Here is a 15,282-nt window from a genome sequence, read left to right as displayed (position 1 = left end):
GTGATAAAAGTAATGGTGGCAGATGACCAGGCCTTGATTCGAGAATCTCTAAAAATTATTTTGTCGGCCCACCCTGATATCGAAGTGGTGGCCACAGTGGAAGATGGGAATCACGTCTTGTCTAGCATTCCACAGACACATCCTGACCTGATCTTGATGGATATTCGGATGCCAGGCATGGATGGGGTTTTGGCGACAAAAGAAGTAAAAGAACACTATCCGGATATCAAAATTATTATTTTAACGACCTTTGACGATGATGAATTTATCTATAGTGCACTCAAGTATGGTGCTTCAGGTTATCTTTTAAAAGGAGCCTCGACAGAGGAGCTCTATGAAGCGATTAAGGTGGTATACCAGGGAGGAGCCATGATCAACCCGAATATCGCTAGCAAGGTCTTTCAAATTTTCTCTCAAATGGCCAAATCCAACTTCTCTATTGCTGTGGATGAAGACAATGTCAAGGATTTGAGCACGACGGAATGGCGCATTATCCAAGAGGTCGGCTATGGGGAGTCCAATAAAGAAATTGCGGCCAAACTTTTCTTATCAGAAGGAACCGTGCGCAATTACTTATCAACGATTTTGGCGAAATTAAACCTAAGAGATCGAACGCAATTAGCGATCTGGTCTGTCCAAACAGGAGTGACCAGACGTGATTTTTCTAAAGGAAATACAGAATGAAATTGAAGCGAAAGCATCTTTGTTGGGGGCTTGGTCTCCTTTTAGCGCTCTGTGCGAGCGCTGGTTTTTATTGGTGGAAACAGCAACCGACCGTGCTTCATATTGGCGTGTATGCAGGTTCTAGTTGGGACGTGCCGACCAGTCAACGTTCCCATGCCTTGGATCGTGCGATTGAAAAATTTGAAAAATCCCACCCCCATGTCCGTGTAGAGTATGAAAACGGGATTCCGCAGTCAGATTATTCAGACTGGCTCTCTGAAAAGATTGTCTCAGGAAAAACGCCAGATGTGTTTATGGTCTCTGAGCAAGATCTTTCCTTATTAGCGGCGCGGGGGGTACTAGAAAAGTTAAACGGCTATATGGATCGAAAAGACCAAGCTGCCTTTTATCCCGTTGCCTTTGAATCGGGTGTCTATCAGGGCCAAACCTATGCCTTGCCTTATGAAAGCAATCCTATTTTGATGTGTGTCAATAAAGATCTCTTGGATAAAGAAGGCATCGCGGTTCCCAAAGAAGGTTGGACCCTTGAAGAGTTCTATACGATTTGCAAGAAACTAACCAAAGATACCAATGGAGATGGCCAATTGGACCAATTTGGAAGTACAGAATACACCTGGAAAGAAGCCTTAGCAGCAAATGGTGGTCAACTCTTTCAAGGAGGGATGCTTAAGCTGACAGCTCCAGAAGTCAAAGAGTCCTTGACTTTCCTACAAAAATTGGAAGATCTAAATAAAAATTACAAGGTGAGTTCCAAAGATTTTGACCAGGGGAAAGTCGCCTTCTATCCCATGACTTTGGCCCAATATCGGACCTATAAACCTTATCCCTACCACGTTTCTAAATATTCAAACTTTACCTGGACCTGTATCCCGATGCCGGCTAAGTCAAAAACGACCAAGGCGACCTTAGTCACAACGACTTCTTTTGCTATGTCCGCTCGGACTTCTCATTCTAAGTTGGCTTGGGAGTTGATGCAGGTTTTGACAGAGGATCCAGACATTCAACAAACCCTTTTTGCCCAATCTCAAGGGATCTCTGTCATGCCACAGGTCGTCAAGAGTCGCTCCAGTAAAGACCTTCTGCAGGTGGATGATTTTGGGACGGACTCCTTGACCAATCAGACCTTGAACCGCATCATGGAACAAGCTGTTGAAAGCAGCCCTAAAAATGTCTCAAAAGAGGTGCTAGAAAAGCTAGACTATTTGATCGGCAATGCCTTGCGCGATCAGGATGTCGAGAACCGCTTGCCTCAAATTCAGAGGGAGATGGAAAGCAGTCTACAGGTAGGAGCTTAGAGTGAAATAAGATGGCATTTTGTCAAGTGACAGATGTCATTTTTTTATTGCTAAATGTCATATTTGAAATGTGACATTTGACAATGTAAAAGCGCTTTCAAATGATCTACAATAGAGACAAATAAAGGAGGCGCAAAAAAATGAAATACCTCGTTTTGGTCAGTCATGGTGGGCTGGCAGAAGGTCTAAAAACATCACTGGCCATGTTTGCTGGTGACAAGATGGATCAGGTCATCGCAGTTGGACTCAAAGAAGGAAAATCGGTTGATGACTTCGCAGTTGATTTTAGAGAGAGCATTTCAGGATTGACAGCTGATGATTCTGTTTTGGTCTTGGCAGATATTGTAGGGGGGAGTCCATTAACCACTGCAGCCACTGTTCTAGAAGAAGCTGGAAAGCTCGATGGAGCCTTGATCCTTGGGGGAATGAACCTCACAATGGCTTTGACGGCGGTTGTGATGAAGGATGTGTTGGAGGGAGACGATTTGTCAGCCACCATCTTATCAGAAGCACGATCTGCGCTACAGCCTTTTGAAGTTTCAGCCACTAGTGCTGAAGAAGATGATGACGATATTTAATAGGGAGGTACCTTATGGTAGTAACATTTGTACGGATTGATGACCGCATGATTCACGGTCAAACAGTCACACGCTGGGCAAAAGAAAAACCATGTGATGGTTTGATTGCCGTAAACGATGCTGCAGCATCAAACAAGGTTTTGATTCAAGCTTACAAAGGCGCATCAGACAAGAAAACTTTTGTATGGACAAAGGAAGCCTTTAAGGAAAAATCAGCAAAAGTAACGGAATCAGATAGTCGTTACTTCTTGATCACCAAGAATCCAATCGATATGAAGGAAATTTTGGTTGACCAAGGGTTTGTCCCAGGTGATGTCAAAGAAATCATTGTTGGCCCTGCAAATGATCGTCCTGGAGCTGTGAAATTGGGAAATAACCAATCCATCACTCAGGAAGAAGCAGAAGCCTTCCAAGCCATTCAAGCAGCAGGCTACAAGGTGAAATTCCAGTTGTTGCCAGATGTTTCCATCGGTTATTGGGATGATTTCAAATCAAAATTTGGTTTTTAAAACTAACAGTCTTATCTGTTAGGTAAGTAAATTTACAAACAAAAGGAGCGTTTGTTATGACAATTTCATGGATTCAAGCAATCTTGCTTGGTATTTTCGCCAGCTTGTCTTCAATGCCTGGTATGGGAGGTACCAGTATCGGGAACTATACACTCGGTCGTCCCTTGATCGGTGGGTTGATTTCAGGTTTAATTCTTGGAGATGTGACAACTGGTATTATGGTCGGGGTTGCCCTTCAAGTCGTTTATATCGCCTTGGTAACACCTGGTGGTACCGTATCTGCCGATGTGCGTGCCATCTCTTACATCGGTATTCCTCTTGCTATCTTGTTTGTGCATGCCAATCACATCACAGATGAAGCTGGAATCGCTGCAGCTGCAGCTCCAATCGGTGCAGCCGTTGGGACAATCGGTACAGTTCTTTTCTACGGTACCGCTACTATGAACTTGGTATGGCAACATATTGGTTGGAAAGCCGTTGCAGAAGGAAACTTCAAAAAACTCTACGCAGTAGACTGGGTTTACCCTTGGATCTCTCACTTCCTCTTCTCTTTCCTTCCAACAATGATTATCACCAAATATGGTGAAAACATGGTTGATTTGATGAAACAATACCTTCCTATGGATGGTTACTGGATGAAAGCCCTCTTTACAGTTGGTGCTCTCCTCCCATGTGTCGGTATTGCCATCTTGTTGAAACAAATTGTTACAGAAGCAACTGACTTCATTCCATTCTTTGTTGGATTTACCTTGGCGAAATCTCTCGGTTTGAACTTGGTAGCTAGTGCCGTTGTTTCATTAATCTTTGCAGTAATCTACTATGAACTTGAAGTGATCAAATCGATGAAAGCTGCTCCAGCCGGAGTGGTGGACCTAGACGATGATGAGGAGGATATTTAAAATGGCTGATAGAAAGAAAATTTCAAAGAAAACATTAGCAAAAGCATTCCATCATTGGTATTATGGTCATTTGACTTGTTTCTCTCAAGAACATATGCAAACCTTCGGTTACTTGACTTCTATGCTTCCAATCGTAGAAGAAATGTATGACACAAAAGAAGAACAAAAAGATGCGATGCAAACCTATACGGCCTTCTTCAACACTGAACCACAACTTGGATCTCTTGTTGTAGGGATAACAGCTGGTTTGGAAGAAGCGCGTGCAAACGGAGATGCAGTGGATGGCGAAACCATCAACGGTATGCGTGCCGGTTTGATGGGACCAATCGCTGGTATTGGTGACTCATTGGTCGTTGGTACCTTGATTCCCGTTCTTTTAGGGATTGCCCTTGGCCTTTCTAAGGGTGGGAACATCGCTGGTGCTCTCTTCTACATCGTCGTATGGAATCTCTTGGTTTACTTTGGTATGCGCTTTGCCTTCTTCAAAGGTTACCAATTAGGGGATAAAGCCGTTGAATTCCTTGTAGGACCAAAAGGACAAGCTCTTCGTAAAGCGATCAGCGTTGTCGGTGGTATGGTTATAGGTGCCGTAGCAGCTACTTGGGTATCTGTTACAACAGCCCTTCAATTCAAGAATTCTGAAGGAAAAGTCTTCTTGAACATCCAAGAAAAGATCGATGGTGTTTATCCAGGTCTCTTGACAGCAGCCGTCATCACTCTTTGCTGGTGGTTGATGTCTAAGAAAAAAATTTCACCAAACAAAGTTATGTTACTTCTCGTTGTAGTTGCTTTGATCGGTGTTGCCCTTGGTATCTTTGACCCACATCTTAAATACTAAGGTAAAAAAAGAATTTGCTAGTAGGAGTTTTTGAGAATGAAGTGAATGGACCTCCTTTACTTGCACTTCATTCTCAATTTTTATCAGGAGGAATCCCATGGTTACAAAACAAGAACTTGTCAATGGATATGAAACAGAAATCAAGTACCAACGTCACATGCTTGAAAACCTTGGTCGTTGGTTTAGCTTACTCTTTATCATTGCCAGTATTGGTGTGGTATTGATCTATCTCTTTCACAAAAGTTTCCTCCCACTCTTGATCCTCGGGATTTTACTAGCCTTGGTTGGAATTTTAGGCATGATTGTTTTTGGATATGGTATCTACCGCGGGCGGATCAATCTTCAAAAAGTGATCGAAGATTTCAATCAAAAATTGACAATTTTAAATTGAAATTTGAGAAACATCTCATCTATTTTTGAGGTGTTTTTTTCTTGACTATTTCTGACCAAGTGATACAATAGAAACATAGGTTAGCACTTGAGTGACTAGAGTGCTAAAATACAAGTATGGAGGAACGACAATGTTAAAACCATTAGGAGACCGCGTGGTCTTAAAAGTAGAAGAAAAAGAACAGACTGTTGGAGGTTTTGTTCTCGCTGGTGCGAGCAAGTCCGATACAAAAACAGCTGAAGTAGTAGCCGTTGGTGAAGGTGTGCGTACCCTTAGTGGTGAACTCATCGCCCCAGCTGTAAAAGCAGGAGATCAAGTTTTGGTGGAAAGCCATGCAGGGATTGATGTTAAAGATGGGGACGAAAACTACATCATTGTCGGAACTTCAAGTATTCTAGCAATTGTAGACTAAGAGAAGAGAGGTAAAAAAATGGCAAAAGATATTAAATTTTCATCTGATGCACGTTCTGCAATGGTCCGTGGTGTCGATGTCTTAGCAGATACAGTGAAAGTTACTTTGGGCCCTAAAGGACGCAATGTGGTTCTTGAAAAATCATTTGGTTCTCCATTGATCACAAATGACGGGGTGACCATCGCCAAAGAAATCGAATTGGAAGACCATTTCGAAAATATGGGTGCCAAATTGGTATCAGAAGTTGCTTCTAAGACCAATGATATCGCAGGTGACGGTACAACAACTGCAACAGTCTTGACCCAAGCTATCGTCCGTGAAGGGATCAAGAACGTTACAGCAGGGGCGAATCCAATCGGTATCCGTCGTGGGATTGAGACTGCTGTTGCAACAGCAGTAGAAGCTTTGAAAAATACTGCGATTCCAGTATCGAGCAAGGAAGCCATTGCTCAAGTAGCTGCCGTGTCTTCGCGTTCTGAAAAAGTCGGTGAGTACATCTCTGAAGCCATGGAAAAAGTTGGCAAAGATGGGGTGATCACCATTGAAGAGTCTCGTGGAATGGAAACCGAGCTTGAAGTGGTTGAAGGAATGCAGTTTGACCGTGGTTACCTCTCACAATACATGGTTACTGACAATGAAAAAATGGTAGCCGATCTTGAAAATCCATACATTTTGATTACGGACAAGAAGATCTCAAATATCCAAGAAATCTTGCCATTGTTGGAAAGCATTCTTCAAAGCAACCGTCCGCTCTTGATCATCGCAGATGACGTAGATGGGGAAGCACTTCCAACACTTGTCTTGAACAAGATCCGCGGTACCTTTAATGTTGTAGCTGTTAAAGCTCCTGGATTTGGAGATCGTCGTAAAGCTATGCTAGAAGATATCGCCATCTTGACAGGTGGTACAGTCATTACAGATGATCTTGGTTTGGAATTGAAAGATGCAACCATTGAAGCCCTTGGTCAAGCAGCGAAGGTAACAGTAGACAAGGACACTACCGTCATTGTAGAAGGGGCAGGTAACCCAGAAACAATTGCCAACCGTATTGCTATCATCAAGTCACAAATTGAGACATCTACGTCTGAGTTTGACCGTGAAAAAATGCAAGAACGCTTGGCCAAATTATCAGGCGGGGTAGCAGTTATCAAGGTCGGTGCTGCAACAGAAACAGAATTGAAAGAAATGAAACTCCGTATCGAAGATGCCCTCAATGCGACTCGTGCAGCTGTTGAAGAAGGGATCGTTGCCGGAGGTGGTACAGCTCTTGTCAATGTTATCTCTGCAGTCGCAGGCCTTGAATTGGAAGGAGATGAAGCGACAGGACGCAATATCGTTCTTCGTGCCTTGGAAGAGCCAGTACGCCAAATTGCTCACAATGCTGGTTATGAAGGATCTATTGTGATTGATCGCTTGAAACATGCAGAAGTCGGAACAGGTTTCAATGCTGCGACAGGTGAATGGGTAAATATGATTGATGCAGGAATCATCGACCCTGTTAAAGTCAGTCGTTCAGCCCTTCAAAATGCAGCTTCCGTTGCTAGTCTCATTTTGACAACCGAAGCAGTCGTAGCCAACAAACCAGAACCAGCAGCCCCAGCAGGACCAGGAATGGATCCAAGTATGATGGGGGGAATGATGTAACCTGATACCAATGATTGGTGCTAAAGCACCGAATCATTGGACGGTAGCCGCTATATTGCGGTCTACCTAATCATCTTACTAGCTCAAAGGGAGGAAAGTATCGTTCCTCCCTTTTCCGCGTCGTAACTCCTTGGTTAATTTATCAGGTGCATTTATTGTTATGGCAAGCACTATGGTGCCTTGCCGAAGTGTCTTACTAAGAAAACAAAGAAGGCATTATTGGCCTTCTTTATTTTCTGTCGTAACCGGTACATGATTGAGGCTTTGCCTCTCATCATTTGACGCCAACCGCTATTGTGATGTCTGGCTAATCGTCTTACTAGATCAAAGGGAGGAAAGTATCGTTTCTCCCTTTTCACGTCGTAACCTATGTAAAATAAAGAAGGCAAGATCGGCCTTCTTTATTTTCTGTCGTAACTGGTACACGATTGAGGTTTGCCTCTCATCATTTGACGCCAACCGCTATTGTGATGTCTGGCTAATCGTCTGACTAGCTCAAAGGGAGGAAAGTATTGTTCCTCCTTTTTTATCGTACTTAGGGAATTTCATTTGTCATGGAATAATATTTTTATTTTAAATTTTGTAACAGAAATGATAAATACTAGTTAAAGAGGATTTGTGTAAATACCTGGGAATCAAGCGTTTGCGGTATTTTTTTGTGGAGGAGCATTTGCCAACAAATTGCAATACAAATTAACTGATTTTGTAATAATTCTAGTGTATACTATTAAGAGTAGATCACAAGTCTACATTGTTGCAAGGGGAGAACTTCCCACATACATGTCTATTGACAATAAAACTTGATCGTAATATCGCTGTTAGTAAAATGAGAGTTTGAACATAGTGTAGATTTTATCGACCTTTTTCATATTAAAAAATATTTTTCAAATTCCCCTTGCGCAAGCTCTTCCGGATTCCTCCGGGAGAGTTTTTTCTTGTTAAGGAGAAAAAGATAGAATGCCTTTTGAGTCTACTTTGAAAGGGTGGCTCAGCAGCCATCATTTATGGTAAAATAGAACATATTCGTCGAGGGGAAGGAGCGAGGACTTTGTTGAAGATTTTTGTGTTAGAAGATGAATGGATCCAACAATCGCGTATCGAAGCAGTCTTGCAGGATCTCATCCGTCAAAAATCCTTGCAATGCAAAGCGCCAGAAGTGTTTGGAAAGTCCAGTCAGTTGCTGGATGCTATCACAGAGAGAGGCGCTCATCACCTATTCTTTTTAGATATCGAGATTAAAGGTGAGGAGAAAAAGGGTCTAGAGATCGCAAAAGAGATTCGTAAGAAAGATCCCCATGCGACCATTGTCTTTGTCACCACTCACTCTGAATTCATGCCCATTACCTTTCAGTACAAAGTAGCCGCCTTGGATTTTATTGATAAAACGCTGAGCGAAGAAGAGTTCAGAAAAAGAATCAACTCGGCCATCGACTATACCTTGGAGCAAGCTGGGACCACGATTGCGCAAGATGCTTTTACATTTGAGAGTGCGATGGCGCGTGTACAAGTTCCCTTTAATAAGATTTTGTATGTTGAAACGTCTCCAACCATTCACAAGGTTATTTTACACACCCAGGATGAGCGATTAGAATTTTATGCCAGTATTACCGATATCGAAAAAGCAGATCCCCGCTTGTATCGGTGCCACCGCTCCTTTGTGGTGAATCCACAAAATATTACGAAGATTGATAAAGAAGCCAAGAAAGCTTTTTTTGAAAATGGGGACAATTGCTTGATCTCACGGACCAAGTATAGAGGCTTACTAGAAGCTTTGAAAAAATAGAAGGGAGAAGAAATTGCTGTTAGATATTCTAATGTCTTACCTAAAGTTCTTCGTCAGCATGCTGATCTATCGTCATATCAGTAGACAAGAGTTCGCCTTGCGCTGGCTCTTTTTGTGCCCCTTCCTCTTTGCAATTATCTTTACCCTTGTGCCACCGGTAGGCTTTTTTGGCTATTTCTTAGTATTTATTGCCTATAGTTTCTATCGAAATCGTAACATACGACACCTTTTGAATATTTTTTACGGGCTCTATCCGGTTGTCATGGAGAGTCTCATTGGGCGTCTCTTAGCCTTTTATGTCTTTCCAATGCTAGGGATTGTACTTGTTCATGAGGCATCTGTCAGCTGGTACGATGCTCTACTTGAATTGCTGGTCTTTCCTGTCTATTTAGGGCTTACTAAATTGTTAAAACTAGATTTTACAGATTTAAAAGTAGGGTTTCAACGGCAGTTTTTTAATCGTTTCTTACTCCCAATGGATCTTTCTATGTTTGTGTATTTAGTCAGTGTTGTAGGTCTGGTGGTTTTTGAGGATGCTATTCCGCATGCAGATGCTTTACGGGAACATTTAAATAGTATTTATTTGATTTTGTTTTTTGTGATGCTCTTGTATTTCAATGCAGTGTCCAAAGAACGATTGAAACAAGAGATTCTAGAGCAAAAAGATAGGCAACTGCAGGAGTTAGCCACCTATAGTCAACACGTCGAAATGCTCTACGGGGAGATTCGTGCCTTTCGTCATGATTACCTGAATATTTTAACCAGTCTCAAGTTAAGTATTGAGCATGAAGATCTCAATGCGATCAGGGAAGTCTATGAGAATGTTCTTCGAGAGAGTGGCCAACAATTTTACGATAGCAAGTTTGATATTGCCAAACTCAGTCACATCGAGAATCCAGCTGTAAAAAGTGTTCTGTCCGCAAAATTGTTGGAGGCTCAAAACAAAGGGATTGGGATCTCTGTCGAGATCGATGAACCTGTTCGTGATTTATTCATCGAGGTTTTAGATTTCATCACCTTCTTATCCATCCTTTGTGACAATGCTATTGAAGCGAGTCTTGAATCAGATGACCCACAGCTGACTCTTGCCATGCTCCAGGAGGGAAACTCCCTCATCTTAATAGTTGAAAATAGTACAAAAGCTGAAAAAATAGATCTGGCGAGAATTTTTGAAAAGGACTACTCAAGTAAAGGAGATGGTCGCGGTCTTGGCTTGTACAAGATCCAACAATTACTGGAAAAGTATCCCAAAACGATAGTGTCTACCAAGAGTTCAAACTACCGATTTACCCAGAGCCTGACCTTTTGGAAGGAATAATGGAAGAGAGAGTGGGACAGCTTCAACAGTCTGGGAGACTGTTGAAGGTTTGCAGATAAAGGAAACATAGTTTCCGTCAACATAGGGCATCTTTGAAGCTTAAAAAGCGAACAAAGACTTAGGATACTTGCTTCGCAAGATCTATCCGCCACCTCAAAGCAGTGCTTTGAGCACTCAACCACTGCATCTTGCTCGACAATCCAAAAATAATTGAGAGGCTAGGACTTTTGTCCCAGCCTCTTTTTTGACCATTCACGACGATTTTTTGACCGATTCTGACAGAGAGCCTCCAAGGCTTTCTCTTTGACGTATAATGGACACAAGATCAATAAGAAAAGAGGGATCGTATGTTTCAGGTAGCATCTATTACAAAATCATTTAAGGAGAAAGCTGTATTAAAGGGGGTGTCTTTTTCGATAGAAGAAGGAGATAAAATTGCCTTGCTGGGAAATAATGGAGCAGGTAAAAGCACCCTGTTCAACATTATCGCTGGAAAGCTCCAGGCTGATTCGGGGACGATAAAGACTTCGCTTGATTTCCAAAAAGAAATTGGGATGATGCCTCAGGGGGATCTGCTCATCGAGGATCTAACCCTTGCTGAATTCGTCGAATTAAAAAGCCTGATGAATCAGCAGAAGCAGGCTGATATCAATGGACTCTTAGAAATGGTTGAATTGGGAGAATCAAGAGAGCAGATGGTGGGAAGTCTTTCTGGTGGTCAAAAGAGACGCTTGTCCTTGCTGTTAACTATTTTGAATCGTCCAAAGTTGATTTTTTTAGATGAGCCAACGACTGGCATGGACTTGGAAGCAGTGGATAATTTTTGGAAATTACTGGAGCAGCAAGAGTTTACATCTGTTGTGGTGACCCATGATTTTAACCAAATCGATGCCTTTTTTACAAAAGTCCTGATTTTAAAAGAGGGTCGAATTGCTGCAACAAAGGCTGTTGAGGACATTCACCAGGCTGGTCAAACCATTGAGCAGTATTTCCGAGAAGAGATGAATAAAGGAAGGGAACAAGCATGAAAAAGATTCAATTAAAACAAGTTTTACGAAATAAGCGCTTCGTATTATTCACCATTATTTTACCCATAGGCTGGTATATCTTCTTTTATCAGCTTCAAAAAGGGGTTTCGCCAAGTATTTTATTGGGCATTGCCGTATTTATCGGGATCATTGGCAATAGTCTTGCAACTTTTAGTAAGCGAATCGCCTCAGATATCGGGTTTTATTCTTTTGAATCCCACTTTACAAGCTATAGTGTCAAGAACTATTTATGGGATCAAAGCATCGTACAACTGATTCTGAACAGCTTGATCTTTTTAGCAGTACTAGTAGTTGCTGTTCTAGGTTTTCACTTTCCAGTGACGACTAGCCTTTTGGTACAATTTTTCCTCATATCCTTGATGGGGATCTATTTTAGCGTGATTGGCTTTGTACTTGGGGTCAGAGTAGATGCCAAGACGATTGATACCATTGGCTTTCCTGTTATTATTTTGGCAGCCATGACCATTATTCCCTTTGATACGCTTGGCGCAAGTGGAGGATTTATGGACTTGGTTGGCAAGCTACAACGGGTATTCCCAGGCTATTATTATACAAAGTTGATCCAAGATTTGACTGAGAAACAAACAATTGATGCCACCCAATTAGCGCTCTTTGTTGCCGTATTTGGATTGAATTTGCTGTTTTTCTATCTGCTCGTACCCAAAGGGGAAATGGGGAACTAGGAGCAGTTAAAAAAGCCTTGAGTTGTTCTCAAGGCTTTTTGTGCATAAAAAATGCCCCCTACATGGATTTTGGAGGCTTTTTCATCTTGAAAGAAATTAAAAATATTGAAATATAAGTGATTTTCGGAAGATAATTAAAGAGAATTTAAATGCAATTATTTCAAAATGGGGCAAAAGTGGGGCAAAAACGAATAACTCTCATTTGGTTTGAAAACCTATAATATCTAATGATTATGCTATACTAGAAATATAGTGTTGTTATCAATAAATATCAGTGCGAGACTAATCGGAGGATAAAATGGAAAAACAAATTAATGAAAAAATTATCGAAATGGATAGGGAATATCCCTTTTTATTTTGCTTTAAATCAGATTTTTGGATGGAATAGTAGATGATAAGACAAAATATCTTTGAAGATACAAAAAGACAAACGCCAAAAATGACGTTTGTCTACGTTCTGAGGTAGCCTTTAGGCCCCCTTTTTTCTTAGAAAATACCGATGAGTAATTGCATGCCAAGACTAGTCAGGATGATAGCGATCCAGCAAAGGGCTCCAAGAAGAATGGATTTTCCACTGGATTTGATCATAGCAACGAGGTTAGTTTTGAGACCAATAGCACTCATAGCCATGATGATGAGGAATTTGGAGAGCTGTTTGAGAGGTGAAAAGAAGCTATTGCTAACACCAAAAGAAGTAAGGACGGTAGTTAGCAGAGAAGCTAGGATGAAGTAGAGAATGAAAACGGGGAAGATTTTTTTAAGCTTTACTCCTTGGTTGTTGTCTTGTTGACGGCTTTGCCAATAGGAGAGGAAGAGAGTAATAGGGATAATAGCTAAGGTACGAGTCAGTTTGACAATGGTTGCAGATTCTAGAGTATTGGTATGATACAGACTATCCCAGGCGCTAGCTGTGGCTGTTACAGAGGAAGTATCGTTGACCGCAGTACCCGCAAAGAGAGCAAAACCTTCGTTGGAGAGATGGAGCCAAGAACCTAGAGTTGGAAAGATAAGAGCTGCCAAGACATTGAAGAAAAAGATAACAGAAATGGCTTGGGCTACTTCTTTTTCCTTGGCGTGAATAACAGGAGCAGTCGCTGCAATGGCAGAACCGCCACAGATAGAAGAGCCTACCCCAATCAAGGTAGCTAGCTTTGTATCCATGTTAAAAAATCGTTGGAAAAAGAAAGCAATAATTAAAGCGATAGAAATAGTCGAAAGGATGACAGGAAGGGAAGATTTTCCAACTGCGAAAACTTGAGAGATATTGAGTCCAAAACCAAGTAAGATAACAGCATACTGAAGCAATTTTTTGGAGCTATAAGTCAAACCAGCATCCAGTTGTTTATAGGGAGTGAGAAAGGGGTAGAGAATCATTCCGATAAAAATGGCGAAAACAGGTGCTCCCACAACAGGCAGAAAGCCTCCTAAAACCCAAGAGATGATAGAAATGATCAGACAGACTAACAGTCCTGCCCAATTTTTTGATAGAAATGACATAAAAACCTCCGAAAATAAATACTTCTTATTATAATCTTATCTGTCAGAAAAGTAAAATAGAAAGTAGGAATAAGGTTGTAAATTAACGGAATTTTGCGGTCAGAGAGCTTTTGTAGTTTAATAGATATATGTTCTTTGATCAATAAGGATGCAAATGTGGCATATGTTATTGAAAAAAATGAATTTGATGAGCCTGGATATGTGAAGTAATTATGTGAGATAAGAAAATAAATAAGAGAGTTGAAAATGTACTGATCCCAAAAGTTAGACAGAAAAAATCTAACTTTTGGGATCAGTACATATCCTCGCTTTTTTAATCTAATAGCTCCTTATTTTCAATTAAGAGTTCGAGTGGAGATTTCTCTCTTGCTACAATAAAACCAGGTTCATATTGGTTATGAAATGTTCTTTTCTGAGAAGTTGGATCAATATACAACTCATCTCCATCTTCTGTGTATAGTTGTTTGCCTCTTGTTAGGTAAAGTAAATCTTCTAAGTGCTGTCCATTAGTATGTAGGAAATGCTCGATGTATTTGACAGCTTTTAAGATCTCACTTACTTTATCAGAGTATTCATTCGATTCAAGAACACTCTTTTCTAATTCAATCTCTTTACTAGTTCCAAAAAGTTGAGTTGGAGTTGCATTAAAATATTCTGCTATCTTATCCAAATTTGCAAAGGTAGGATAGCTTTTTTGTTTTTCATAATCAGAGATGTCTGGAAAGGCAGTTCATAAAAAAATGGGGGATAAACCTACTTTAGAACAACAAAAAAGCCTTGATTTCAAGGCTTTTTCCTGTTGTTTATATGCCCCCTGCATGGATTTGTAAGAACTTTTCATATTGAAAATAAACAAAAATGTTGAAATATAGCTGATTTTAGGGAAATACTTTTAGGTATTTTCAATGTCAGGATTTAAAAATGGGGCAAAAGCGGGGCAAAAACGAATGACTCGTATTTTGTTTGAAAACCTATAATACCTAATGATTATGCTATTCTAGATATATAGTTTTGTTATAAATAAATGTCAGTGCGAGATCAAATTGGAGAATAAAATGGAAAAACAAATTTCTACGTAGAATGGAATGCGAAAAAGTGATAATTAAAGAGACGAAAAAGCTGAGAATATGATTTCCCAGCTTTTTTGAATGCGATAGAAATAGCAACTAGACTATTTACGAAAGGCCTCAATAATGTAGGTGAAGCCAGTAACTAAAAATGAAAAGGCAATGACATAAACGACAAAGACACCTGTAGCCACTGGATTGAACAGAATCACTAGACCTAGTAAAAATTCAAGCAAGGCTACCCACATGATATTGCTACCAATAATAGGGAAAATCAATCTTAGACGATTGCCTTTAAAGAAAGCAATAATGGCTTCTACAATTAACCAAATTCCTACAATGGTCGGAATGACGACCGGCAGGGTCACAAAGCCATAAGCAACGAGGTAAAGAGCTAAGAGAAGACTAACAAATCCTTGGAAAAGATAAACAGGTGAGCGAAGCTCTTTTGGTGCAGAGAAATAGCCTAAAATAGCTGCTATAGAAGAAACCAGTAAACCAAATGAAATCCACCAGCTGTAAGCAACAAGATTAGCTACTGGGTTTGTAAATAGGAAAAGTCCTAAAAGGACAAAAACAACTCCTGCAAGGAATAGCAGTAAACGATTAGAAAATTTCATTTCAATACCCCCTAT

The 15,282-nt window shown here is 40.7% G+C and carries 16 protein-coding genes; 13 read left to right on the top strand and 3 right to left on the bottom strand.

What is annotated here, in order from left to right; translation table 11 throughout:
* The 13 genes from QM830_RS07645 to QM830_RS07585 all read left to right on the top strand — a co-directional run bounded on the left by QM830_RS07645 (position 1) and on the right by QM830_RS07585 (position 12,083).
* Positions 1-684 (top strand): response regulator transcription factor, encoded by a 684-nt coding sequence (locus tag QM830_RS07645; RefSeq protein ID WP_037614177.1) that lies wholly within the window; start codon positions 1-3, stop codon positions 682-684.
* Entirely contained in the window at positions 681-1,979 is a 1,299-nt protein-coding gene (locus QM830_RS07640; protein WP_009732090.1) for an ABC transporter substrate-binding protein, read from the top strand. The genes QM830_RS07645 and QM830_RS07640 overlap by 4 nt, the downstream gene beginning before the upstream one ends.
* 140 nt (positions 1,980-2,119) lie before the next feature.
* Positions 2,120-2,557: a PTS sugar transporter subunit IIA gene (locus tag QM830_RS07635; protein WP_195423857.1), complete on the top strand. Its 438-nt coding sequence runs from the start codon at positions 2,120-2,122 to the stop codon at positions 2,555-2,557.
* Positions 2,558-2,571: 14 nt separating this feature from the next.
* Entirely contained in the window at positions 2,572-3,066 is a 495-nt protein-coding gene (locus QM830_RS07630; RefSeq protein WP_000261775.1) for a PTS system mannose/fructose/N-acetylgalactosamine-transporter subunit IIB, read from the top strand.
* 56 nt (positions 3,067-3,122) lie between these two features.
* Positions 3,123-3,965 (top strand): PTS mannose/fructose/sorbose/N-acetylgalactosamine transporter subunit IIC, encoded by an 843-nt coding sequence (locus QM830_RS07625; RefSeq protein ID WP_009732092.1) that lies wholly within the window; start codon positions 3,123-3,125, stop codon positions 3,963-3,965.
* Positions 3,949-4,803, top strand: a complete 855-nt coding sequence (locus QM830_RS07620; protein WP_195423977.1) for a PTS system mannose/fructose/sorbose family transporter subunit IID — start codon at positions 3,949-3,951, stop codon at positions 4,801-4,803. The genes QM830_RS07625 and QM830_RS07620 overlap by 17 nt, the downstream gene beginning before the upstream one ends.
* Positions 4,804-4,900: 97 nt before the next feature.
* Complete coding sequence (locus QM830_RS07615) at positions 4,901-5,194, top strand: DUF202 domain-containing protein (RefSeq protein ID WP_414326319.1); 294 nt, start codon at positions 4,901-4,903, stop codon at positions 5,192-5,194.
* 130 nt (positions 5,195-5,324) lie between these two features.
* Complete coding sequence (groES, locus tag QM830_RS07610) at positions 5,325-5,606, top strand: co-chaperone GroES (protein ID WP_414326317.1); 282 nt, start codon at positions 5,325-5,327, stop codon at positions 5,604-5,606.
* Between the two features lie 18 nt (positions 5,607-5,624).
* On the top strand, positions 5,625-7,250 hold the full coding sequence (groL, locus tag QM830_RS07605; RefSeq protein WP_414326315.1) for a chaperonin GroEL: 1,626 nt from the start codon (positions 5,625-5,627) through the stop codon (positions 7,248-7,250).
* A gap of 1,048 nt (positions 7,251-8,298) precedes the next feature.
* Positions 8,299-9,033: a response regulator transcription factor gene (locus tag QM830_RS07600; RefSeq protein ID WP_414326314.1), complete on the top strand. Its 735-nt coding sequence runs from the start codon at positions 8,299-8,301 to the stop codon at positions 9,031-9,033.
* 31 nt (positions 9,034-9,064) lie between these two features.
* Positions 9,065-10,351 carry a sensor histidine kinase gene (locus QM830_RS07595; protein WP_414326312.1) on the top strand — a complete coding sequence of 429 codons (1,287 nt, stop codon included), beginning with the start codon at positions 9,065-9,067 and terminating at the stop codon, positions 10,349-10,351.
* A 347-nt stretch (positions 10,352-10,698) separates the two neighbouring features.
* Positions 10,699-11,379 carry an ABC transporter ATP-binding protein gene (locus tag QM830_RS07590; RefSeq protein ID WP_414326311.1) on the top strand — a complete coding sequence of 227 codons (681 nt, stop codon included), beginning with the start codon at positions 10,699-10,701 and terminating at the stop codon, positions 11,377-11,379.
* Positions 11,376-12,083: an ABC transporter gene (locus QM830_RS07585; protein WP_414326309.1), complete on the top strand. Its 708-nt coding sequence runs from the start codon at positions 11,376-11,378 to the stop codon at positions 12,081-12,083. The genes QM830_RS07590 and QM830_RS07585 overlap by 4 nt, the downstream gene beginning before the upstream one ends.
* A gap of 486 nt (positions 12,084-12,569) precedes the next feature.
* Here the strand turns inward: QM830_RS07585 and QM830_RS07580 are convergent, their stop codons facing one another.
* From QM830_RS07580 to QM830_RS07570, 3 genes are all read right to left on the bottom strand, one after another.
* Positions 12,570-13,580 carry a YeiH family protein gene (locus QM830_RS07580; protein ID WP_003009857.1) on the bottom strand — a complete coding sequence of 337 codons (1,011 nt, stop codon included), beginning with the start codon at positions 13,578-13,580 and terminating at the stop codon, positions 12,570-12,572.
* A gap of 313 nt (positions 13,581-13,893) precedes the next feature.
* Positions 13,894-14,295 (bottom strand): XRE family transcriptional regulator, encoded by a 402-nt coding sequence (locus QM830_RS07575; RefSeq protein WP_414326389.1) that lies wholly within the window; start codon positions 14,293-14,295, stop codon positions 13,894-13,896.
* Between the two features lie 456 nt (positions 14,296-14,751).
* Positions 14,752-15,267, bottom strand: coding sequence for an HdeD family acid-resistance protein (locus tag QM830_RS07570; protein ID WP_003004261.1), 516 nt, complete (start codon positions 15,265-15,267; stop codon positions 14,752-14,754).
* Between the last annotated feature and the right edge of the window lie 15 nt (positions 15,268-15,282).

This window comes from Streptococcus sp. OMI750 (assembly GCF_047463895.1).
Taxonomy (GTDB): domain Bacteria; phylum Bacillota; class Bacilli; order Lactobacillales; family Streptococcaceae; genus Streptococcus.
This window is presented reverse-complemented; position numbering and strand designations above follow the sequence as displayed.